Source organism: Nitrospira sp. CMX1, from assembly GCF_054902215.1.
Genome location: NZ_JBUBKD010000010.1, coordinates 40,408 through 63,343, shown reverse-complemented (window position 1 = coordinate 63,343; position 22,936 = coordinate 40,408). Strand labels below are relative to the sequence as shown.

The following is a 22,936-nucleotide window of genomic DNA, read 5'->3' as shown; positions in this document are numbered from 1 at the left end:
ATGATGAGTGACGTCAAAAAAGATAGAAGGCCTCTCGTCATGCTCCAGCAAGCCTGCATTCCACATTACCGGCGGCACCTCTATGACGCGCTGGGGACTGATCCTCGATTTCAGTTTCAGCTGTTAGCTGACCCAGGTGCGGTTGTCCCTTTTCTTCCGCTCGCTGAAGCACCGAGACAGTGTGAATTCCAGGCCGCCACGCAATACGTTATCAGACTTCCCTATGGCTTCTCACTATCGTGGCAACCGACTGTGTTGTCTGCGGTGCTGCGGAGACGTCCGGATCTCATCGTCGCGCAGGGGAGTCCTTACGACCTGACTGCTTGGATGTTGACAATAGCCGGTAGAATCATGGGGGTACCCGTCCTGCTCTGGACGCATGGACTTCAGGGAGATGAGTCGGGGGTGAAGTGGACGGTTCGGGCACTGTTGTACAGACTATCGCGCGGCCTATTGCTTTATGGCGATCACGCGAAGCAGCTCTTGATTTCCAAGGGACTCGCTGCGGATCGATTGCACGTGATCTATAACTCCTTGGACAATGCAGAACAATCAGCGGTGTCTGAACGCATCACGTCCGCGGATTGTGAGCGATTCCGTCGTTCGCTCGGCATCGGAGCCGATGAGCGGGCGATCTCCTTTACCGGTCGGCTCCAGCCGGTGAAGCGCTTGCCATGGCTCCTGCAAGCGCTGAACCTCGTCGGGAGTGAAGGCAAGAACGTTCATCTCCTGTTGGTTGGAGAGGGAAGCGATCGTCCGCAATTGGAATCTCTCGCGAACGAGTTAGGACTCAACAGATTGGTCCATTTTCTGGGAGCAATGTACGACGAGTCTCGACTCGGTCTCGTCCTCTCCGCCAGCGATCTCGCGGTTGTTCCATCGGGTGCCGGTCTCTCGGTCATGCACGCGCTCGCGTACGGCACGCCCGTGTTGCTTCATGATCACGTTGAGGAACATTTTCCGGAGTGGGAGGCGGTACAAGATGGAGAAACCGGATGGTTTTATCGGAACGGCGATCTGTCGGATTGTGCGCGGAAGATCGTCGACGCGTTATTTCCGAAACCGCAAAAACCGACGATGGTCTCGGCCTGTCGGGCGATGATCACTCGTCGATACAACTCAGGCACGCACGCCGCGTTGTTCATCGATGCCATTGCCAAATATTGCCCTCTTCCATCTCCCGGCGAAACCGAGCAAGCGTGCTCGGAAACTGTTTCACGGTCGGTACAACTTGAACATTCCGTAAGGTAAACAGGCGATGCTCCTTCTCAAACAGGCACAGGCACTGTACAGACGGGTCGGGCAACATGTCGCGCAGAGCAAGTTAGGCCGACTCAGGGATGCGGCCGCGCCGACACATGAAAAGATCGGAACTGGCTATGGCGGATGGTTCGTGCCCTGTGGACTCTTGGGTCCTGAGTCGCTGTGCTATGGGGTCGGTGCGGGTGAAGACATCAGTTTCGAGATCGATCTCATCAATCGGTACGGGTGTGAAGTTCACAGTTTCGACCCGACGCCGAGGGCGCAACGGCATGTGGAACTTCTACGGGCCAATACGGCTGATCGTGTTCCAACTGCCATCAACAATGAAGCGGGCATATTTTACAAGACCGATGTGGCGTGCATGGATCGATTGCGGTTCCATCCTCTCGGTTTGTGGAGCGAAGACCGTACGATGCGTTTCTATGTGCCGGAGGATCCGGCGCATGTATCGCACTCGATCGTCAACTTGCAGCGCACGAGCGACTATTTTGAAGCCAGCTGCAGAACGCTCCGAACCGTGATGCAGATGCTCGGCCATTCGGAGTTAGCCCTGCTCAAGCTCGATGTTGAAGGTGCGGAATATGAAATTCTGGCCTCCATGCTGGCGAGTGACGTCCGACCGTCTGTGCTCTGCGTCGAATTCGATGAAGGATATCGCCCTTTAGACGACGACTACTTGTCCCGTATCCAGACAATGGTGGTTCGAGTCAAATCCGGTGGCTATCGATTGACCTACATTGATGGGTGGAACACAACATTCATCCACCGCCGTGCAAGTGCGCGAAACGTGGGGAACTCATGAATGTGGGAATGGTGGCTGCCTCCGTCTCTCGAACCGGGGGGGGGATTTATGAAGTCGTGCGTCGGAGTGCACTGGAACTGCATCGGCGAGGAAATTGTGTCAGCGTATTCGGGTTGACCGACGAGTGTTTCGAAGAAGATCGTGAGACGTGGAGTCCCCTCAATATCAACGTGTTTCGTCACAGGGGATACAAACCGTTCGGGTACGCGCCGGATCTGCTTCCGGCGCTCCGCACTGCGGCTCCTGACATCTTGCACAATCATGGCTTGTGGATGTACCCCTCGGTGGCCTCGGTCAAGTGGGCGAAGCTCACCAAGAAGCCGTACATCGTCAGCACGCATGGGATGCTGGACTCCTGGGCGATCGGGCACTCGTACTGGAAGAAGCGGATCGCCGGTGTGATGTATGAACATCGTCATCTCGAGAACGCTGCGTGCCTTCATGCACTCTGTGCACCGGAAGCGGATGCGATTCGTCGCTATGGGCTCGCGACTCCGGTATGCGTGATTCCGTGCGGTGTCGACCTGCCGTTGTTGAGCGTGAGCCCCTCCGCACAGAGGGAAAGAGTTCTGCTTTTTCTCGGGCGCCTGCATCCCAAGAAGGGGCTTATCAACTTATTGGCAGCGTGGCGGGAGCTGCGGCAGGAGGCTCGTTCCACTGCTGCGGAGTGGGCGCTCTGGATTGCCGGATGGGATCAAGGAAATCATGAGGCGGACTTGCGGCGGTATTGCGTCGATCAGAGACTGCAGGCCTCAGTCCGATTCCTCGGCCCGAAGTTCGGGCATGAGAAGGAATCCGTCCTTCGGTCGGCGGCGGCCTTTGTGCTGCCGTCCTACAGCGAGGGGTTGCCCGTCAGTGTGCTGGAGGCGTGGTCCTATGGGTTACCGGTCATGATGACGAAAGCCTGCAATCTCCCTCAAGGGTTTGAAGCCGGAGCCGCCTTGTGTATCGATACGACAGCATCGGGAATCATGCAAGGTCTGAGGTCGCTTATGGCGATGTCGAGCGGAGAGCGATCAATAATGGGGTCCCGAGGGAGGCGACTCGTGGAGGACGAATTTTCGTGGGCCTCACATGCAGAACGCATGTCCTCTGTGTACTCCTGGATGAGCGGAGAGAGAGACAAACCGGAATGCGTTCTTCTCTAAAAGGGTACCTGCCGGTGGGTGAATGATGGGGATGCCAACGTCAACCAATGAACATCTTTCAGATGTCACAGGTATCGTGCAAGACCATGATGGAGACCGGAGCGGCGGCAGATCGGATCGATTTTTCAAAGAGGCATCAGAGCCTCGAAATTATCCGAGTCCGCATTCTCGTCTGAATCAAGGCTTGCGACTTGTTTGGCGAATTGTGTGGCTCTTGGCGTATCGTCCGAGTCCAAAAGTGTTCCACGGGTGGAGACGGTTTTTGCTGCGCGGGTTCGGCGCCAAAATTGCCAAAGATGCCTACACCCACCCTTCGGTCAAGATCTGGGCGCCGTGGAACCTCGAAATGGGCTCTCTTAGCTGCCTGGGGCCTGACGTCGATTGTTACTCCGTCGACAGAATCGTGATCGCTCCCAGAGCGGTTGTCAGCCAATACAGCTTCTTGTGCACCGCCACGCACGACTATCGCGTCGCCTCTAGACCGGTGGTGACCTCACCCATCGTGATCAGGGAACGGGCTTGGGTTGCAGCCGATGCGTTCATTGGGCCGGGTGTGACCATCGGAGAAGGCGCGGTGGTGGGAGCCAGATCGAGCGTGTACAGGGATGTTGAGCCCTGGACGATCGTTGCAGGAAATCCTGCTCGCATCTTGAAGAACTATACCCATACGGCTGATCGGGAGAGCCGATGAGTATCTCGGTCCTCATTCTGACGCTCAACGAAGAAGACAATCTTCAGAAGTGCCTTCAGTCGGTGAAGTGGTCGAACGACATTGTCGTACTCGATTCGTTCAGCACGGATCGGACCGTCAAAATAGCAGAGGAGATGGGAGCGCAAGTCATCCAACGTCGATTTGATAATTGGTCGGCACATCAGAATTGGGCGGTGCGAAATATTCGCTTCAAACATCCATGGGTCTACTACTCCGATGCGGATGAAATTGTACCGATGGAATTGTGCCACGAGATGCTTGCGGTGACGGGCGATCCCGAAGCTGAACATGTCGCGTACCGTGTGCGGTACAAGAACTTCTTTTGTGATCGGTGGATCAAGCATTGTGGAATCTACCCTGTCTGGGTTCTTCGTCTCTTCCGTCCAGACAAAATTCAGTGGGAACGGTTGGTCAACCCGGTACCGGTCGTGCAGGGGACCGAGGGGCGGTTAGAACAGCATTTCCACCACTACAGCTTCAATAAAGGTCTCGAAGCCTGGTTTGAAAAGCACAATAAGTACTCATCTCAGGAGGCTGATGAGGGAATCAAGACAATCAGGAATGGGTTTGAAGATTGGGAAGGTCTGTTCAGCCTCCACGATGGAGCGCGACGACGTCGAGCGCTGAAAGAGCTGGCGTTTCGTCTTCCCTTCCGGCCGACATTGCGCTTTCTCTACATGTATCTGTTGCGAATGGGGTTTTTGGACGGTTGGGAGGGATTGACCTACTGCAGACTCCTGTCCATGTATGAATACCTGATCGTACTCAAAATGCAAGAGCGTGTGCGGCAGGAACAAGAAGGCTCACGGTAAGAGAAAGGAGCGGACGACTCAGCTTGTCGTCGATCGATATGGCTAAGACGATTTTTATCAACCGGTACTTCTATCCCGATCACTCGGCGACGAGCCAACTCCTTAGCGACCTGGCTTTTGACCTCGCGTCTCGTGGCCAGGAGATTCATGTCATTACCGGCTGTCAATTATATGAGAATCCCCAGGCAACCCTTCCTGCTCATGAATGGATTCGCGGCGTTCGCATACATCGAGTGCGTACCTCGCGATTCGGGCGAGGTCGACTAGGGGGACGCCTGGCTGACTACCTGACATTTTACGTTGGCGCCACGTGGCGGCTGCTTCGATCGGTGCGTGGCGGAGATGTCGTGGTGTCCAAGACCGATCCGCCGATGATGTCCGTCCTTGCAGCTTGGGCGGTGAAGCTGAGGGGTGGCGTACTCGTCAATTGGGTACAGGATCTTTTTCCTGAGATCGCTACCTCAATGGAAGTGTACGGCATGCGCTTTGCGGCTCCTATGCTCAAGCAGTTTCGCAACCGATCGTTGCGGCAGAGCCGTTGCAATGTGGTATTGGGCGAGATCATGGCGAAGCGACTGCGCGACGAAGGAGTTCCACCTGATCGGATCACGATCATCGAAAATTGGGCGGATGGCGAAGCTATTCGGCCGATTCATAAGCATGACAACCCACTTGTCGTTGAATGGGGTCTCAAGAATAAGTTTGTCCTAGGCTACTCGGGAAATATGGGCCGCGTCCACGAGTTCAAGACCATGATCGATGCGGCTGAGAAGGTCAAGAGACTCGACGACGTCGTTTTCTTGTTCATCGGCGACGGGATCGCGCGGGAGTGGGTTGTTTCGGAGGTTGCCCGTCGAGGGTTGTCGAATGTGCAGTTCTACCCCTATCAGTCCGCCGATCGACTGCGGTGGAGCTTGAGTGTGCCTGATGTGCACTTCGTGTCGCTGCGGCCGACGATGGAGGGTTTGATCGTGCCGAGCAAGTTCTACGGCATCGCGGCGGCAGGTCGCCCCATCATTCACATCGGGGACCCTGACGGAGAAATCGCAAGAATTCTTGAGCGCGAACAATGTGGGTGGAGTTTTTGCATCGGCGAAGTCGATGCGCTGGCGAACTGCATTCTTCGACTCACCTCAAGAGGGCCTGAACTGAGAGAGGCAGGACTCTCCGCCCGCCGCGCGTTCGATCGCAAGTATGCTCGTTCTCACGCTCTCAATAGCTGGAGCCGACTGTTGACCTCTGCTACGAACGGGATTCCGGCATCGGCTCTCCCTGATAGAACGGAGCAACCGGTAGGCGCAGGGCGAGAATGATGCACCCGCTGGTACTCAAGGCGCACAAATTTATGGTCGCGGGACTCGCGTGTCTTGGAGTGTTCAGTAATCCACTGCCATCTCATTCGGCAGCGACCGATACGACAACCGCTCAACGGCCCTTCATCGTATTCGACGCGACGCTCTACAAGAACAAGCCCTCCTTTGCCGGTCTCCCGGTTCGGCAGGTGACGCTGCTGTATGAAGCACGCTTGTTCTCCGGTCACCAATCGCCAACGGTGATGCCGTCGGAGCACGCTATACGATCGATCGGAAAAGAGTTGAGCGCGGCGGCGACACCGGTGATTGTCGATGTCGAGCGCTGGCCGCTTAAGGGAGATGCTCAGACTGTCAAGACGAATGCCGGTAAGTTGTCAACAATCTTGTCGTGGATAAAGGCGGAAGCGCCGAATGTTCAAATTGGGGCCTATGGAACGGTGCCGTTGAACGATTATTGGCGGGCGATCCGTGGTCCGGGAAGCAAGGAGCATCAAGCATGGCAACAGGATAACGATCGATTGGATGAGTTGGCGACTCACCTGGACGCGTTGTACCCGTCACTCTATGCCTTTTATGCGGATCGGCAGGGCTGGGTGAACTATGCCGTGGCACAACTAACGGAGGCCAGGCGGAAAGCAGGAGAGAGGCCGGTCTATGCGTTCCTCATGCCTGTCTATCATGAGTCAAACCGACAACTTGGACTCCATCCGGTAGAGTCCGACTATTGGGAACTTCAGCTTAATACGGCGGCTCAATATGCGGATGGTGTCGTGATCTGGGGTGGGTGGGGAAGAAACGGGCCAGAACCTTGGGATGAAGAAGCTTCTTGGTGGCAGGTCACCAAGCGATTTATGAGCCGACTGAACAGGGTTGCTCCGGATCGCCCCTCGAGCTTGGGGGTTCGATAGGGTGGTGCTGGCCAGAGACTCGCTTCGATGGAGACAAACATGACCGTTCGTGGATGCGGAGCGGTAGAGGTGGTGAGGTGGTCAGCCCTGCCCTCCTTCGGCCAGGAAACCTGTTACGTGTGTGGAGGAAGCTGCCGGAAGGATGTGCGCTTCGCGACTTACACCTATTGGAAATGTGCCGATTGCTTTACCTCTCAGGTCCTTCCCCAACCGTCATCTGAGGATCTACGGTCGTATTACGACCGCTATCACCAGAGCGAACAGGTCGGAGGTGTGTACGATGAGGTCGAAGACCGAATGAAAGCCGATTTTCCGACAAAGGTCGGACTGGCGCTGACCTATGCTGGAACGAAACACTCCCGCCTCTTGGATGTGGGTTGTGGTAAAGGATTTTTCGTCAAGGCAGCGTTGGACGAGAAGATTCGAGCGGAGGGGATTGATCTGTCGAGATCGGGCATCGAATATGCCGTCAACACACTCGGAGTGAAAGCGACGACCGGTCGTATACAGGACCAACAGAATGAGTCCTGGAAGGAATCGTTTGATGTGGTGACGTTGTGGGCGACCGTCGAGCATCTGTCGGACCCACTTTCCGTGCTGCAGGCAATTCACGGTTGCCTCAAACCGGGGGGCATCTTGCTGTGTGATACCGGGCTCGGCCATTCTCCCTGGGAACAACTCCTTCCAGGCCATAGCCAATGGTATGACGCGCCACAACACCTGTTCGTCTTCAGTGAGAACGGATTAGTCAGACTTTTGGAGGCATGTGGATTTTCCATTGTGCATGTCAATACGAATTTCGAGCGTTCCTTCGTTCGTCGATGGGTACGGTGGATCCGCCACTTCCTATTGTGTTTCATGGGATGGATCTGTCTTGGCCCATTCCTTGGGAAACACGGTCTGCGGAGCATGCGACAACAGGCCAAATGGCCGCTTGGAAGATTGCTCTCTATTGTTGCCAAGAAAAAATCAGCTCAGGTCGATGAACGGATTGTTTCTGCCTCGGAAGTGAAATCGGATTCTAAGTGCCCCACCTGAATTTAGGTCCTACGGTCTGACACTGCTGTGGAGGTCTGTATGCGTCGGCTTGGGCAGATCCTACAAGTCATTGGATCTAGGCCTCTCCGCTGCTCAAACGATTTACATGGATCTGGGAATCTCCACGAATTTGGCTGGTAAGTTCTTATCTCAGATCGGTACGGACTTCTCATAAGTTTCATTTTTTAACAGTCAGTTAACACAAACTTGAGATTGGCGTGGCCCTAGGGAAATCGGCAGACGCTAGACTGCTGACTCGTCAAAGTCTGTGGAGTTATTCCCGATGAGCCTTCAACCAACGACTCTAGATACCTCGTTGAGCTCAGGCCCCGAGCCGTCGGTGGTCCGGTCATCGATGAACCATAATGCCGCCTCTCTCTGGGCTATTCTTGCCGTCGTCATGGCCATCCTCGGCTATCTCTACGCAGACAGTCTCCGGTTTTTAGGGGAGGCTTGGCTGGAGGATAACAACAGCCATGGGCTCTTTATCCCTTTGATCTCGCTCTACATGATCTGGCTGCGATGGCCTGAGTTGAAAATCGTCGAACATCGAGGTGCATGGTGGGGGCTGTTGTTACTCGCTGCCGGTGTGTTCGTATACCTCGTCGGGGAATTTGCAGCCATGTATGCGGTGGTGCAGGTCTCCCTATGGTTGGTCCTCGTCGGATTGTTTGTTTGTGCCATCGGCCTATCCGGTGTTCGTATCATGGCGTTCCCACTGGCCTATTTGCTGGTTGCCATTCCATGGCCGACCTTCCTCCAAGGCGAACTTTCCAATCGTCTGCAACTATGGTCATCGGCGCTCGGGGTCGGTTTCCTGCACGCCGTCGGAATCACGGCCTATCGAGAGGGCAATGTGATCGACTTGGGGCCTACTCAACTGCAAGTAGTCGAAGCCTGCAGCGGATTGCGCTACCTCTTCCCGCTCACGGCACTCACGTTGCTGGCCGCTTATCTCTATCGTGAGTCGCTGTGGAAACGAGTCGTACTTGTCGTGTCGAGCATTCCTATCTCGATCCTCCTGAATGGGTTCCGGATCGGTGTCATCGGCGTCTTGGTTGGGGCCTATGGACAATCCGCAGCAGAAGGATTCACCCATTTCTTCGAAGGCTGGATTTTCTTTGTGGCGAGCCTCGCATTGCTCTGCGCGGAGATGTGGATTCTTGCCAGAATCGGATCGAGTGACTCCCGCAGCTCTTTCGGGGACTTGATCGGCCTTCCGAAGCCGGGTGTCACGGTTCCGCCGTTTCAGTCGGCTCTGCCCGCTGATCGGATTGCACTGATACCACTTGTGATCGGAGGAACATTGCTTCTGCTGGCGATGGTGGTTGCTCCAGCGGTGGCTCCGGATGAATTGCCTCCGCCGCCGGTTCGCCAACCGTTGGTCGATTTTCCTTCGCAACTTGAGGCGTGGAGGGGAGTCTCATCACCGATGGAACGGCACTATCTTGATGCCCTGGCATTGGACGATTATGTCATGACGGATTACACGGCTGCCGATCAGCGTCCGGTGAATGTCTATGTGGCCTACTACCAGTCACCGAAAAAAGGCCGTTCCTCCCACTCTCCTCGACAGTGTATTCCCGGCGGCGGATGGGAGATCACCTCGTTTGAGTCGCTGCCTATGGCGCCCGTCCCCGGAGCGGTTTCCTCGTGGAGTGTCAACCGGGTTGTGACGCAAAAAGACGGCCACAAGCAAATCGTCTACTACTGGTTCAAACAGCGGGATCGTTGGATCACGAGTGAATATCTCGTGAAGTTTTTCTTGTTCTGGGATTCCTTGACGAGGCACCGCGCGGATGGGGCGCTTGTACGTTTGACCTCGACCGTTACCGCCGAAGAGAGCGAGGCGATCGTCGATGGACGGTTGCGGGCAATGGCTGAGTTGGTGATCCCATTGCTGAGACGTTACGTTCCTGATTGAGGTGTATCCGAGATGGGCTCGGCGTTGTTCCTAAGTTTTATTGGATCTCTGATCATCTGTATGGCACTCATCCCTGTCCTCTCGACGTCTGCGATCCGTTTGCATTTCATCGATTCACCACGTGAGCGGCATGTGCATCGTGAGCCGATCGCCAAGGTGGGGGGGATTGCCTTTGCGTTCGCCACATTCATTGCCGTATTGGTGTGGGCTCCGAAAGACTCTTTTATCCTGTCGAGTCTCCTGGGCGGAGCCGTCATTATGTTCTTCGGCATCTGGGACGACCGAGTGGATTTGCACTATCGGATAAAGTTCGGCGGACAAGTGCTGGCTGCGTCGGTTGCCATAGGAGTTGTCGGGGTTCGGTTGTCTTCGGTCCCCTTCTTTGACGATGCAATGCTTCCGTCCTGGGTTGCCCTTCCGTTGACCTTGCTCATCATCGTTGCGGTGACGAATGCCGTCAATCTCTCCGACGGGCTGGACGGCCTCGCCGGAGGGTTATCGCTGATCAGCTTCACCGGGCTCGCCTATCTGGCCTATCAGGTTAATGAGCCCTTGCTGCTCTTGTTGATCGTGTCCGTCCTGGGTGGCTTGCTGGGTTTCCTTCGGTTCAACACCTATCCGGCGCGCGTGTTTATGGGCGATGCCGGCAGCCAGTTTCTGGGGTATTACCTGGCTGTCGCCGCGCTCCTGCTGATCGGTATTCATCCTGCGTCATACAGTCCGCTGCTGGCTTTGTTCATTTGGGGTGTTCCGTTGCTCGATATGATTGGTGTGATGAGCCAACGTCTATTGGAAGGGCGGTCCCCGTTTGTCGGTGATCGGAATCATATTCATCACCGACTGTTGTCCTTGGGGTTGACTCACGGACAAGCGGTCACGGTGATTTATGTCGTGCATGGCCTCATGGTGAGTTGTGCGTACCTGTTGCGGTGGCAATCCGATGCAGCGCTCTTCGGAACATACATGCTCTTCGCACTCGCCGTGCTGATGTTATTTGTTCGTCCGCATGGAACGGATAGGTCGAGCAGCGGAGACGTTCTTTCTCTCTCGAGTTCAATGGGAACGACTCTCCCGCGAGGCCGGGTGAGAAGTGATTGGCCTCTGCACCTATTATATCTCGCCGTTCCGTCATTTTTGGCGTGGGCTATCACCGTCCCGCGCGAGATTCCTTTCGAAGGAGGGATTCTTGCCGGCTGCCTTGTGCTCGCCGTCCTTGGCTCGTTGCTGACTCGCTACGCGCTGTCGTGGGTGGTGCGTGCCGCACTGTACATCGGTAGCATGTGCCTGCTCTATTACGGAGAGGCGTTCCCTCGTACGGCCATAACCAATCCCCTGACACAGGTCAATATCGCGATCATCTTCCTTGCAGTGTTAGTCATTCTTGCGATTCGGTTGGCGGGCGAACAGAGATTTCAGATGACGCCGCTTGATTCGCTCATTGCACTGTTGGCCGTCGCCATGCCGTTTCTTCCGGAGATGTCGATCGGCGATGTGTCGGTCGGCCCGTTGACGGCCAAGTCCGTCGTGTTGTTCTTCGCCTTTGAGTTGCTGTTGTACATGCGATCGTCGGCGGTGGTTCGCCTTGGAGCGATTTCATTGGCGATGCTTGGCGGAATCATGTGGCGAGCGTGGTGGCCATGAAAGCGGGAGGAGACGTGTCGATGAAACGCTGTGTGGTTTTGGGATTGATCGTCGTCATGGCAGTGGGGACGGTAGGATGCGGAGGGCCGGAGGAGCGTAAGGCCAAGTATCGTCTTCGAGCGCAAGAGTATTTTCAACAAGGGGACTATTCAAAGGCTCGTGTCGAGTTGAGAAACGTTCTGCAGATCGATCCGAAAGACGTCGAAGCCTATCTGCTCTATGCCCAGGTCGAGGAAAAAGAACGCAACTGGCGGAATGCTTTCGCGGCGTATCAGCAGGTTGTGGAGCTGAGCCCGAATCACGAGCGCGCACTGGTCAAATTGGCGAAGTATTATCTGGAGATTCGTGCCGTGGAGCAAGCCGGGCAAATCACAGACCGATTACTGGCTACAAATTCGGATCATGTTCAGGCGCAGGCGATCAAGATCGCCATCGTTGCCTTGTCGGGAAACTTGAAGGGCGCTGTCGGCCAGGCCGAACAGCTTGTCTCTCGGGCGCCGATGGAGATCGATGCCGTCTTGCTGATTTCGTCTATCTACGCCTCGACGCAGCGTCCGGCTGAAGCGTTGCCGTATCTGCGTCAGGTGCTTCAGGTGAATCCCACCAATCTTGAATTGCTGGATGCCCTGGCGACGATCTCAATGAAACAGGGACATACCGAGGATGCCGAATCGACGCTCAAGCAGATCGTGAAGCTGGAACCGACGATCTTGTCCCACCGTCTTCGACTGGCGTCATTTTACGATCAACAGCAGCAGTACGAGAAGGCCCAGGCCATCATGCAGGAGGCGGTCCAGGCGAATCCCGAGGATGAGCGACGGCGAGTGGCGCTGGCGGAGTACGTCTCCAGGCGTCGTGGTTATGAATCAGCCGAAGCCGTGCTCCAACAAGCGAAGAAGGAGCTTCCGCATGCCGGTAAATTATGGTTTGCACTCGGCCATCTTTACGAAACGAAGGGGAAGAGTGAGAAGGCACGCGAAGTGTACCATGAACTCCAGACAAAGTTTTCCGGTAAGCCGGAGGCCTTGGAGGCTCAGGTCAAGCTGGCAGGAATGGATTGGGTCGCCGGCAAAACTGAAGAGGCGGAGCAGCAGGTCGAGGCGGTCTTGAAGGAAAATCCTCGATCGATGGAAGCGCTGATGCTTCGTGGACGGATCGCCCTCCAGCGTGGGAAAGGTCCAGACGCCGTCGCCGACTTCCGTAGCGTCGTGAAGGATCAACCGGAGTCGACCGACAGTCATGTGTTGTTAGCCAAGGCTCATCTGATGACCGGCGAACCGGCATTGGCACGCGAAAGCCTGGGTCGGGCACTCGCCTTGAATCCAACGACGTTGGAGGCGCAGACGATGCTGGTAGGACTCGACGCCGCGGCGGGTCAGCTGAAGGAGGCCAAACAGCGGCTCGATCCGCTGATCGCCCAGAACCCCGGCAATGTCGCACTGCTCGGCATGCTGTTTCAAGTACAGCTGCAGGAGAAAGATTGGGGTAAGACTCAAGACACTTTGCATAAGTTGCGCCAGGCTGGGGCCGATGAGAACGCCGCTGATCTGGCTGAAGGCCATGTCGCGCTGGTCCAACAGCGATGGGATACTGCGGAAGCGGCCTATCGTCGGGCGGCAGAACGGCAGCCTTCTGCCGCAGAACCGCTCCTAGCTCTCGTGCAGATGGACATGCGTCGTGGGCGCCTTGCGTCGGCACAGAGTCGGTTGGAATACCTACTGGCCAAGTCATCGAATCATCCCTACGCGAACGGCCTTCTTGGTGAATTGTTGCTGACCAAGGGAGAGTCGGCGGCTGCGATAACTCATTTTGAAACGGCGACCCGTCTGAACCCGAAATGGACCACTCCGTGGATTCATCTGGCGCGCACTCACTATGCACAGAAGCGAGCGGCCGAGGGAGATACGGTGCTGAGAACAGGAGTTGAGAACAATCCGGAAAGCGAACAACTGCGACTCTTGCTGGCCATGAGCCTGGCGACGCAGGGTCACTATGATGACGCCATCAACCAATACGAAGCCGTGCTGCGGCGGGCGCCCTCCTCGATTCTTGCTGCGAACAATCTGGCGGCAGTGCTGGTCGACCACAAGGGTGATCCCAAGAGTCTGGAGCGCGCGCTGACATTGAGCCGTGGCTTCGAGTCACAGAAACCGAACGCCTACTTACTCGATACGTTGGGTTGGACACACCACAAGATGGGGCACCAGACCGATGCCGTTCGAATCCTGCAGCAGGCAATGACGTTGGTGCCGGATCATCCGATCCTCAATTATCATCTCGGTGCGGCCTATGCGAAAGGTGGACAGCGCACCGAGGCGCTCACGCATCTCAAGAAAGCCCTCGCCTCCGGTACGGCGTTTGAGGGATCGGACGAGGCCAAATCATTGCTCGGAAAGGTTTCAGGATGAAGTTCATAAGTAGCGGTGGTGTCTGGGGGCGGTATGGTCGTCTCGGCGTGCTGGTTGGAACATTTTATATGGCGCTCATCGTCCACGGCACCGGCGTTGCCTCTGAACCCATGAATACAGAGTCTTCCTACCTCCTTGGACCGGAAGACGTGCTGAAAGTCGCAGTGTGGAAGGATGAGCATTTGACACAGGAAATGGTCGTGCGGCCGGACGGAATGATTACCTTCCCTTTAGCAGGGGAAGTCATGGCCGCGGGGCGGACGGCCGAGGATATCCGCCTTGAGATCACGAAACGTCTGACCAAATATCTGCCGACGCCGAATGTGACGGTAACCGTCGTTAAGGTGCAAAGCTATCGCATTTACGTACTTGGGCGTGTCGTTAAGCCGGGGGAGTATCAGGCTGGGCACAATACGGACGTGTTGCAAGCCCTGAGTATGGCCGGAGGCTTGACGCCCTATGCCGCAGAGAATGACATTAAGATTATCCGTCGACAGAATGGAACTAATGAGGTGGTCTTCCCGTTCCGCTACGGCGATGCGCGCAAGGGCAAGGATCTTGAGCAAAACATCGTGCTCCAGCGCGGTGATGTGGTGATGGTGCCGTGACGGGATGGAGCTGCCGGCGATCGATCACAGCCTGGCGCGCACGTCGATCCGAGTTTGGAGCATGTTGCTGGTGGGGTTGTGCAGTATGGCAGCGGCATTAGAAACCTTGAATCGCCAGGCCGATGCGGCTGAATGGTCGGCGGCCCCGTCAATGAGTGTCAAGGGAGCCTACAACAGCAACCTGCTATTGAATAGCGGACACAATGAAGTCTTCGGCTATTGGATTACCCCGGCGGTCAAGTTCAGAGGAGCGACGGAAACCCTGGACATCGAGGGAGAGACGAGAGCGGATTTTGTACATTATTTTGGCGACCAAGACAGGGAGTTCACGAACGTGTACTTCCCGCTCAGGGCGTCGTATCGATCGGAGCGACACACTCTGGGGTTTGCGGGCGGGTTTACGCGAGACAATACCCTGCGTGGAGAATTGCAGCAGACCGGTTTGGTCCTCGGCTTTACGCAACGAAGCATGTGGACGGCCGTCCCTACCTGGACGATCGGGATCACCGAACGGTTATCATGGCAAAGCAGTTATCAGTTCATGGATGCTCAGTATCAGGACGGACGGAAATTCGGTCTGGCCGATTATCAGGTTCATGGCGTGGTGGCCGGTCCGACCTATAATGTGTCGGAATTGGATCAAATTCATATGACGGGCGAATTTACCAGGGTACGGATCCCTCTCGCCGGCCTTGAGTCGACCTATTATGGAGCGCAGGGCGGTTGGACCCACGATTTCGGCCATGAGGTGACTGGGTCGATCTCAGGAGGAGGTCGACTCGTGAGTTCAACGCAGGATATTCCGGCAATCCCGGGCATTCTTGGGATTCTCTTGGGAAGAAGCAGCAATCGCTCGGTCACCAGCCATGAGATTGTGTGGGTGTTCCGAGGTTCCTTGCGCAAACAATTCGAGCGATCGATGGTTGAGATCGAGGGGAGCCGTGAAATCAACCCGAGCGGGTTCGGCCGTCTGTTGCAAACCGATCGTGTGGGTGGGTTATTCTCTCACAACCTCACGGAAACGCTGACCGCCTCTTTGAACGGAGCACTCTATTTCGTATCGGGAATCACAACGACGGAGGGGAGCCTTCCTCTGAATCGGACGCGATTTTTCTCAGTCGGTCCGACCCTGTCCTGGAAATTCGCTCAATGGTGGTCGGTGGATGTCTCCTATACCTACGGAGAGCGAGCCGTCGACGGTCTCGATCAACGTAACGGTGCCAATTCGACCTTCATCATGCTGACATATATGGGGGACAAATGGTCGGTGTCTCGATGAGCCAAGAGCGAAGGTTGCCGAATCGGGTGGTTGTGCGTACCAAGACCTTCTCTGACTACTTGGTCTTGTTACGTCGTCGTCGCACGCTGATTGTGGGGGTCGGAATAGCACTACTGGCCGCCAGCATCGCGCTCGCGTTTCTCCTGCCGGCGATTTATCGGTCGACTGCGACGATTTTGATCGAAGAGCAGGAAATCCCGCCGGATCTTGTCCGCTCCGCCATCGCGACCTATGCGGATCAACGCATCGAGACGATCAAGCAACAGGTGCTCAGCCGAGCCACGCTCTGGCGCATCGTCGAACAGTACGAGCTGTACAAGAGTCTTCGCCAACGGAGCCCGACGGAAGAAGTACTGACTCGGTTCACCAAGGATATTCAGATTGAGGTCATGAACGTCAAAGTCATCGATAAGCGGACACAGAATCCGACGCAGGCCACGATCGCCTTCACCTTGGCCTATGACGGGGAAAGTCCCGCACTGGCACAGAAAGTCGCCAATGAATTGACGAGTCTGTTCTTAAACGAAAATTTGAAGACACGTGAACGCCATGCGCAGGAGACGACGATCTTCCTGAAACGTGAGTCGGAGAATCTGGCCCGGCACATTCTTGCGCTGGAGGAAAAAATATCGGCTGTGAAACAGCGAGCGAACGGCGCGTTGCCGGAACTCGTCCAACTCAATATGCAGCTTATGAATCAAGCGGAACGGGAACTCATGGATGCCGATCGCGATATCCGAGCCCTTCGCGAGCGTAAGACCTTTCTGGAGGGAGAATTGGCCACGCTGAAGCCGCATACTCCGATCATCAGCGCCAGCGGCGAACGGTTGTTGGACTCAGGAGAACGCTTGAAGGCATTGCGCGCGCAGTTTGCCAGTGTCTCGGGCTATCTCTTACCTGATCATCCGGATATCGTCAAACTGAAGCAGGAGCTTGGTTCCCTTGAAAAGGAAACCGGCGCCTCGGACGTTCGCGATGAGTTGTCGAAACGGCTCACGGCGGAACGGGCCCTGTTGGATGATCTTCGTGGGCGTATGCATGATGCGCATCCTGACCTGATCCGTGCTCAAGAAGTTGTGGCTTCGCTTGAACGGGAATTGCAGGAGGCGACCGATCGGGTTGCGGCATCGGCGACCATCAAGCCGGAGAACCCCGCGTATATCAATATTGAGTCGCAATTGGCTTCGACGAATGCCTCATTGACATCGCTCGAGTCGACTCGGTCGAGCCTCAAACGTCGCATGGCAGAGTATACGAAGCGACTGGAAGTGACACCAAGCATTGAGCCTGAGTATTTAGATTTGGTCCGAGATCGAGAGAACTCCGTCCATAAACACCAAGAGATTACCTCTCGGTTGATGGAGGCCCAGGTATCGGCTGAGCTGGAAGTACAGCGAAAAGGCGAACGATTTTCGTTGATCAATCCCCCGGAGTTGCCGGAAAAGCCGGAGCGGCCCAATCGGCTTGCGATCTTGGTCCTCGGAGCCTTTCTCGCCGTCGGAGTAGGAATCGGCTCGGGAGTGGCGATGGATAACGTAGATCGCACCATCCATACTCCGGAACAGTTCGGTCGTGCACTGCAGGGCTTGACGTTGGCCGTTATCCCCTACCTTCCGTCCCATGGCGAGATGATCTCCATAGGCCGTCGCCGTAAGCTCCTCGGGTTCGCAAGTCTCGGTGTCGTTGCGCTTGGAGCTGTGGTACTGCACCTGGCATGGATGCCGCTGGATGTCCTGTGGTACGCGATTTGGCGGAAACTCGGATGAAGTAGAAAACGGAGAGGAGGACTCGTGATGGAATATCTCCATCAAGCGCAGGAGCAATTTAAGCGACAGAACGGCTCATCAGATCATGAGCTGCCTCGCTCGGGCGGGAATTCCCTGAGTCAGACTTCGGTGATCGTCTATTCCTCGACCAGAACGATCTCGCTTCCTGACCATGAGACGCGGGCCTACCCATTGATCACCGGTTCCGAGGAAGGAGAATTTGTCGACGCCTACAAGATGCTGCGGGCTCGAGTGATTCGTCGGTTTAGTGAAAAGGGATGGACCGTTCTGGGAGTCTCCAGTCCCACTGCGCATGAGGGGAAGACCTTGACGGCAGTGAACCTCTCGCTGGCTCTCGCGCTGGACCTGGCTCATACGGTGTTATTGGTCGATGCGGATCTGAGGCACCCGAATGTTCATCGTGCATTTGGATTAGAGCAGGCCCAGGGGTTGACGGAATTCTTGTTCGATGCCGCGCCGCTCACGCAACTGCTGATTCACCCAGGAGTCGGGCGATTGGTTTTTCTTCCGGGAGGCCGTGCGATGAAAAATTCCGCGGAGGCTCTGGCCTCGCCGAAGATGGCCGCCCTTGCGCAAGAACTCAAACATCGCTACCCGTCCCGTTTGATCGTGTTCGATCTCCCTCCGATCTTGTCCCGTCCGGATGTCTTGGGGGTCAGTCCCTATATCGACGCATTGCTGCTTGTGGCTGAAGAAGGCCGAACCTCCTCAGCAGATGTGGAGCAAGCGCTCGCGGTCATCGGTGGCAGTATTCCGATCCTCGGGGGAGTACTCAATAAATCGGGACGCAAGCAATTGACTACACGACGAGCAATGGACTTGTTCCGGACAGATGTGGGCTGAGGACCAGGTACGAGACACATTATCACTTGAAGGTGAAGCCGTTTGCGTTGGTGCCGGATCCTGGAATTCTCTACTTGGGTGCGAAACATAAGGCGGCCCTCAGTCTCCTGGAGTATGGGTTGGCCAACGGAGGCGGCGTTCATCGTCATTGCCGGAGAGCCGGGCACCGGGAAGACCACGCTCTTGAACCGGCTGCTTGACGAGACTCGTCATCCTTGGACCATCGGGGTTCTCTCCAACACACACCAGGTTTAGAGGACTCCTGCCGTGGATCGGCACGGCATTTGACCTACAACTTGCAGGCATGAGCGAGACGGATGCCTTTCAGAAATTCTCGCGTTTCTTAGAGCCGGAACGAGGTGCGGGCCGTCGTGTGCTCTTGGTCGTCGCTGAAGCCCAAAACATGGGACCGGCAATATTGGAAGAGCTCCGGGTACTCTCAAACCATCAATGATGGACGCCGTCGATCGTTGCAGATCGTGCTCTCTGGCCAACTAGGCTCAGAACTCATTCTTTGAGATCGAAGATGACGGTTGCGGCGAGACAGATCGCGGAGAAGAAGGTGTGGGTACAGCGAGCGTACCGCAGGGCGATCCGGCGCCGATCCTCGATCCGGCCGAACAGGACTCGATTTTGTGGCGCTGTTTGTAGCGTGTTTTGCTGTAGCGGCGCCGTGTCGTTCGGTTCTTGCGCGGCGAGATGCACGGTTTGACGCTCTGCTTCTTCAAGGCGGTGATAAGCCAATCAGCGTCATAGCCGCGGTCGGCGAGCAGATGTTTTGCTTTGGGAAGACTGGACAGAAAGCGTCTCGCGCCTGTGTCATCGCTCGTCTGCCCTTCCGTCAGCAACAGGCGCACCGGCTTGCCCGTGTCGTCACATACGGCGTGCATTTTCGAATTCAGACCGCCTTTCGTGCGGCCAATACAGCGGGGTACTGCCCCTTTGTGAGCAGGCTGGCCACGGTTCTGTGGGCCTTCAGATGCGTGGGATCGATCATCAGGCATTCTCTCGCCCCATGCGGTCGTGACAATTCGCGGAAGATCTTGTTGAAGATCCCCGCCCGGCTCCAGCGCACAAAACGGGTGTAGAGCGTTTTGTGCGGACCAGAGGCCTTCGGCGCATCCTTCCATTGAAGACCGTACCGGATCACAGATGATCCCGCTGATTACCCGCACATCATCCACTCGCGGAACGCCGTGCGAGACCGGAAAATATGGCTTGATCCTGTTCAACTGCGTCTGGTCAACAGAAGCATGTCACTCATGGCCATCTCCAGCCAGAGTGAAGCACCTACTATTTGGTGAGGGAATCCTAAAACTTAATGAGTCCTGACCCTAGTGAGTGGTCTGCCCATAAAATCTCATAGGTCAGAGTTGCCTCAGACGGCGATCTAGGATTCCGCACATGCAGGGTCTGACCCATTCTTCTCTCCCCCCCTTTCGACGTAACTCCTTCAGATCTAGTTGGAATTCGCCTCCCTGCTACAGTTCTCATAGACAGGATGCGAACACCACACAGGAGGGAGCGATGATGAGCTGCACACGTTGCCAGGGGTTGATGCTGGAAGAACACATGATCGACATGGAAGCAGGTTATGGCGAAATGTGGAGTATGAGTACGCGTTGTGTCAATTGCGGTCATCGGAATGATGCCGTTATTAAACAGCACCGTCAGTTGTTCACCAAACCAATAATGGAGATGATGGCAGTTCATGAGACGTTCAACCTGGATCGGGAATCAGAGGAAGTGGAATCGCTGGCCGCCTAGCAAAGTTGGTGTGCGGAGTTCGAGTGCTGGAGCACGAAAGGGACATGGTGATGAGGCCTCCCACGGTTCTAGTGATTGAAGACGATGCGTCGGTGAGAACATTACTGGCCCAGATTCTCGAGGATGCGGGGTATCAAACCTACGAGGCTGCCAATGGCCGAGAGGGGCTTGAACGGTTCCGGGCGCAGCCCATGGATCTGGTCATTACAGACTTGGAGATGCCTGAAATGAATGGGCTGGACCTCATCTTGGAACTGACTCGCGCGTTTCTGAATGTGAAAGTCATTGCCATGAGTGGACACTCCTCAGATGAACTGCAGACGGCCAGGCTCCTTGGGGCGCGGCAGACTTTTGCGAAGCCGCTGGATCTTCCAACATTGCTTCGTGCCATTCAGTATGAATTACTGCATTAGGGGAAGGGCAGGGCAACGCCTAACTTCTTGCAGCGACCACTGACTTCCCCTCTCTCTATTATTGACCAGGCGTGGAACCGGATCTTTGCGCAAGGCATGGGTCTACAAGATTGTCTAGGGTCTGTACCTAATTGTATCGAGGCAGGAGAGTTGGGGAAATCTTGCCTTGATTTTCTCTCATCTGCCTGTGTAACGTCAGACTAGGTGTGCGTTTCAGCGGATTGATGCCGTTGGTTCTGCCATTGAACCAATGCGTCGCAGCGTGAATTTCTGATGGTGCACGAGGCTGATCCAATAGCCTAGAGTTTTTGCAATAGGTTGGGGGTGTGTCGAGGTAAGTCCCAACGGGACGTGGCATGGACCACTCGCTGAGCGTGATCTACACTTAACGAAAGACGGGATTATCCTGTGGGTCGGTTTTGCCGATATAGCAATCAGCAGGCGCGCGCGGAAGTAGTGTTTAGCCAGACTGTAAGGCAAGTGTGGACTCGGCAATGCCCCTGTTGCGGGAGATCTCTTCAGAAAGCCGATCCAATGAGTCCATGGGTTTGTGCCTGTGGATGGCGCAGTTGATGTTTCGAGCAAGAGGAGGGACGTAGGATGATCCCTGTTTTGCACGACATGAGAGCCGCATTTTTCTTGGTGGTTGCCCTCGCCATGCTGGTATTTATTTGTGCGCTCGCCGGTATGGGAGCCGTATTGCGACCTGTTCGTTGGTCTGATCGCAACGGCTCTCGCTAGCCAGGGTAGTGATTCATCTGCGTGATGGATCGCGGCGACTGATTTGTTTGCGTTTCGATCATTGCCTCGCTTCTTTCCCTCTAACTCATTCAATCTCCACTTTCTCTAGAGCGATCATCCCCTACCCATCCGGTCATCCGGCTAGATCTGAAAAATTGTTAGGCATCCTGCTGGTAATCGGCTAAACTTCTGTTGCTGCATATCTTTATCAGTATTTGTGCTGTTGATATGTGTAGGTGGAGCGAGGACACATCGTGCGATCGTTCCTATGTCCGTCGGATAGGAATCCACGAGGAGCTGAGTTGTGAGCTTAGGAGGCCATAAGAGGAGAAAGGCTATGACTAGAGTAGTCACGAAGTTGGGAGCGATAGTGGCCGTGGGGCTTCTTTTCTTGTCGGACCAAGGGTGTAGCAAGAAATGGGTGCAGTCCGAGAGTGAAGGCGGATCAGGGAGTACTAGTTCAAAGGCTCCAACCATTTCCGGCGGAAGTCCAAGTGGAGAGCTCAATGGATTTTCGCGCAATCCTAACGAAGAACGTCTTTCGCAAGGCGGACAGAGTGGACAAGCCGGACATCCAACGAGTCTGAACCCCTCAAACGTCATCGTGCGGCAACAGGTAGAGCTCACGAAAGAAGAACAGGCTGCCGTCGAAGCCGGGTTGCAGGATGTGTTCTTCGGTTATGACCAATGGGCATTATCTGAAGCAGGTATGGAGGCGCTCAATCAGGATGCCGCTTATCTCAAGGACCATCCTGGAGCCGTGCTCAAGATCGAGGGCCATTGTGATGAGCGAGGGACGAGCGACTACAACATGGTGCTCGGTGACAAACGTGCCAAGGCGGCTCGCAACTACCTGAGAGAAGCGGGGATCAACCCCAATCAACTCGCGATCGTGTCATATGGGAAGGAGCGACCGTTCTGCAGCGAGCGAAACGAATCCTGCCACCAGCAGAATAGACGGGGACACATGTTGCTGTCGACGAAGTGAGGACGGTTTCTAGAAGTGATTGTCGAGACGCATCTGGGTCTTCCTGATCCCGCGACACACTGAGGAGTCATCAGTAGTGAAAAAGCTTCGTTCCTTCTTCCAATCGGAACAGGCGGAAACTGTTCAGGACCGGCCGAATCCGGACGAACGCCGAGTGCAACCGCGGTTTACGGCTCAGTTTCGCGGTACATTTTCTGGAAGCAAACACGAAGGGCAGGGGCGAACAGTAGATATTTCAGCTGGTGGCTGTAAGATCGAAAGTGAGATGAAGGTGGAGCAAGGCGCGAAATTCGAGTGCCGGCTCCACATTCCAGGTCTTGATTGGCCGTTACGGATCGACGAAGCGACTGTGCGGTGGGTTGGGGCGAATAGCTTCGGCCTCTTGTTTTCACGTATTGCTCCAGACGAGTTGGTCAAACTGACATTAGCTCTCGCCGATCTCGAAGCGGACGAGTAACCCCGCCTTCTTTATCGATAGTCACATCCACTTCGGGCCAGTCCCAGACACGGACTGGCGCTTTCCCATTCCGAAACGGTTGAC

Annotated in this window: 22 protein-coding genes and 1 pseudogene; 22 read left to right on the top strand and 1 reads right to left on the bottom strand. The window is 55.5% G+C overall.

The genetic code is table 11. The features are described 5' to 3' along the window. Positions 1–39: 39 nt before the first annotated feature. From ACYX34_RS01580 to ACYX34_RS01500, 17 genes are all read left to right on the top strand, one after another. A complete protein-coding gene (locus ACYX34_RS01580; RefSeq protein WP_462074799.1) occupies positions 40–1,251 on the top strand; it encodes a glycosyltransferase family 4 protein in 1,212 nt (403 codons plus the stop codon). A 7-nt stretch (positions 1,252–1,258) separates the two neighbouring features. Further along, positions 1,259–2,065 (top strand): FkbM family methyltransferase, encoded by an 807-nt coding sequence (locus ACYX34_RS01575; protein WP_462074798.1) that lies wholly within the window; start codon positions 1,259–1,261, stop codon positions 2,063–2,065. Beyond that, on the top strand, positions 2,062–3,213 hold the full coding sequence (locus ACYX34_RS01570; RefSeq protein ID WP_462074797.1) for a glycosyltransferase: 1,152 nt from the start codon (positions 2,062–2,064) through the stop codon (positions 3,211–3,213). The genes ACYX34_RS01575 and ACYX34_RS01570 overlap by 4 nt, the downstream gene beginning before the upstream one ends. A gap of 31 nt (positions 3,214–3,244) precedes the next feature. Beyond that, complete coding sequence (locus ACYX34_RS01565; protein ID WP_462074796.1) at positions 3,245–3,904, top strand: LbetaH domain-containing protein; 660 nt, start codon at positions 3,245–3,247, stop codon at positions 3,902–3,904. Further along, positions 3,901–4,737: a glycosyltransferase family 2 protein gene (locus tag ACYX34_RS01560; RefSeq protein WP_462074795.1), complete on the top strand. Its 837-nt coding sequence runs from the start codon at positions 3,901–3,903 to the stop codon at positions 4,735–4,737. The genes ACYX34_RS01565 and ACYX34_RS01560 overlap by 4 nt, the downstream gene beginning before the upstream one ends. Positions 4,738–4,775: 38 nt before the next feature. Then, a complete protein-coding gene (locus ACYX34_RS01555) occupies positions 4,776–6,050 on the top strand; it encodes a glycosyltransferase family 4 protein (RefSeq protein ID WP_462074794.1) in 1,275 nt (424 codons plus the stop codon). Then, the gene (locus ACYX34_RS01550; RefSeq protein WP_462074793.1) at positions 6,047–6,958 is read left to right on the top strand and encodes a hypothetical protein; all 912 of its coding nucleotides are present in this window, start codon (positions 6,047–6,049) and stop codon (positions 6,956–6,958) included. The genes ACYX34_RS01555 and ACYX34_RS01550 overlap by 4 nt, the downstream gene beginning before the upstream one ends. A 39-nt stretch (positions 6,959–6,997) precedes the next feature. Beyond that, a complete protein-coding gene (locus tag ACYX34_RS01545; RefSeq protein WP_462074792.1) occupies positions 6,998–7,996 on the top strand; it encodes a class I SAM-dependent methyltransferase in 999 nt (332 codons plus the stop codon). 355 nt (positions 7,997–8,351) lie between these two features. Next, positions 8,352–9,920 carry a VPLPA-CTERM-specific exosortase XrtD gene (gene xrtD / locus ACYX34_RS01540; protein WP_462074791.1) on the top strand — a complete coding sequence of 523 codons (1,569 nt, stop codon included), beginning with the start codon at positions 8,352–8,354 and terminating at the stop codon, positions 9,918–9,920. A gap of 60 nt (positions 9,921–9,980) precedes the next feature. Further along, the gene (locus tag ACYX34_RS01535) at positions 9,981–11,561 is read left to right on the top strand and encodes an MraY family glycosyltransferase (protein WP_462074790.1); all 1,581 of its coding nucleotides are present in this window, start codon (positions 9,981–9,983) and stop codon (positions 11,559–11,561) included. A 20-nt stretch (positions 11,562–11,581) separates the two neighbouring features. Next, a complete protein-coding gene (locus ACYX34_RS01530; protein WP_462074789.1) occupies positions 11,582–13,969 on the top strand; it encodes a tetratricopeptide repeat protein in 2,388 nt (795 codons plus the stop codon). Beyond that, positions 13,966–14,577 carry a polysaccharide biosynthesis/export family protein gene (locus ACYX34_RS01525; RefSeq protein ID WP_462074788.1) on the top strand — a complete coding sequence of 204 codons (612 nt, stop codon included), beginning with the start codon at positions 13,966–13,968 and terminating at the stop codon, positions 14,575–14,577. The genes ACYX34_RS01530 and ACYX34_RS01525 overlap by 4 nt, the downstream gene beginning before the upstream one ends. A 4-nt stretch (positions 14,578–14,581) precedes the next feature. Then, the gene (locus ACYX34_RS01520) at positions 14,582–15,856 is read left to right on the top strand and encodes a hypothetical protein (RefSeq protein WP_462074787.1); all 1,275 of its coding nucleotides are present in this window, start codon (positions 14,582–14,584) and stop codon (positions 15,854–15,856) included. Further along, positions 15,853–17,622, top strand: coding sequence for a Wzz/FepE/Etk N-terminal domain-containing protein (locus ACYX34_RS01515; protein WP_462074786.1), 1,770 nt, complete (start codon positions 15,853–15,855; stop codon positions 17,620–17,622). The genes ACYX34_RS01520 and ACYX34_RS01515 overlap by 4 nt, the downstream gene beginning before the upstream one ends. A gap of 27 nt (positions 17,623–17,649) precedes the next feature. Next, on the top strand, positions 17,650–18,486 hold the full coding sequence (locus ACYX34_RS01510) for a CpsD/CapB family tyrosine-protein kinase (RefSeq protein ID WP_462074785.1): 837 nt from the start codon (positions 17,650–17,652) through the stop codon (positions 18,484–18,486). A 114-nt stretch (positions 18,487–18,600) separates the two neighbouring features. Then, positions 18,601–18,741 (top strand): AAA family ATPase, encoded by a 141-nt coding sequence (locus tag ACYX34_RS01505; RefSeq protein WP_462074784.1) that lies wholly within the window; start codon positions 18,601–18,603, stop codon positions 18,739–18,741. Between the two features lie 49 nt (positions 18,742–18,790). Further along, the gene (locus ACYX34_RS01500; protein WP_462074783.1) at positions 18,791–18,940 is read left to right on the top strand and encodes a hypothetical protein; all 150 of its coding nucleotides are present in this window, start codon (positions 18,791–18,793) and stop codon (positions 18,938–18,940) included. Between the two features lie 53 nt (positions 18,941–18,993). Here the strand turns inward: ACYX34_RS01500 and ACYX34_RS01495 are convergent. Then, a pseudogene (locus ACYX34_RS01495) lies at positions 18,994–19,718 on the bottom strand (IS5 family transposase). Between the two features lie 295 nt (positions 19,719–20,013). Here ACYX34_RS01495 and ACYX34_RS01490 point away from each other — a divergent pair. The 5 genes from ACYX34_RS01490 to ACYX34_RS01470 all read left to right on the top strand — a co-directional run bounded on the left by ACYX34_RS01490 (position 20,014) and on the right by ACYX34_RS01470 (position 22,852). Continuing rightward, entirely contained in the window at positions 20,014–20,253 is a 240-nt protein-coding gene (locus ACYX34_RS01490) for a hypothetical protein (protein ID WP_462074782.1), read from the top strand. A gap of 50 nt (positions 20,254–20,303) precedes the next feature. After that, positions 20,304–20,666: a response regulator gene (locus ACYX34_RS01485; RefSeq protein ID WP_462074781.1), complete on the top strand. Its 363-nt coding sequence runs from the start codon at positions 20,304–20,306 to the stop codon at positions 20,664–20,666. A gap of 600 nt (positions 20,667–21,266) precedes the next feature. Next, positions 21,267–21,407 carry a hypothetical protein gene (locus tag ACYX34_RS01480; protein WP_462074780.1) on the top strand — a complete coding sequence of 47 codons (141 nt, stop codon included), beginning with the start codon at positions 21,267–21,269 and terminating at the stop codon, positions 21,405–21,407. Between the two features lie 337 nt (positions 21,408–21,744). After that, positions 21,745–22,395 (top strand): OmpA family protein, encoded by a 651-nt coding sequence (locus ACYX34_RS01475; protein WP_462074779.1) that lies wholly within the window; start codon positions 21,745–21,747, stop codon positions 22,393–22,395. Positions 22,396–22,471: 76 nt separating this feature from the next. Then, positions 22,472–22,852, top strand: coding sequence for a PilZ domain-containing protein (locus tag ACYX34_RS01470; RefSeq protein ID WP_462074778.1), 381 nt, complete (start codon positions 22,472–22,474; stop codon positions 22,850–22,852). The last annotated feature ends 84 nt before the right edge of the window (positions 22,853–22,936 follow it).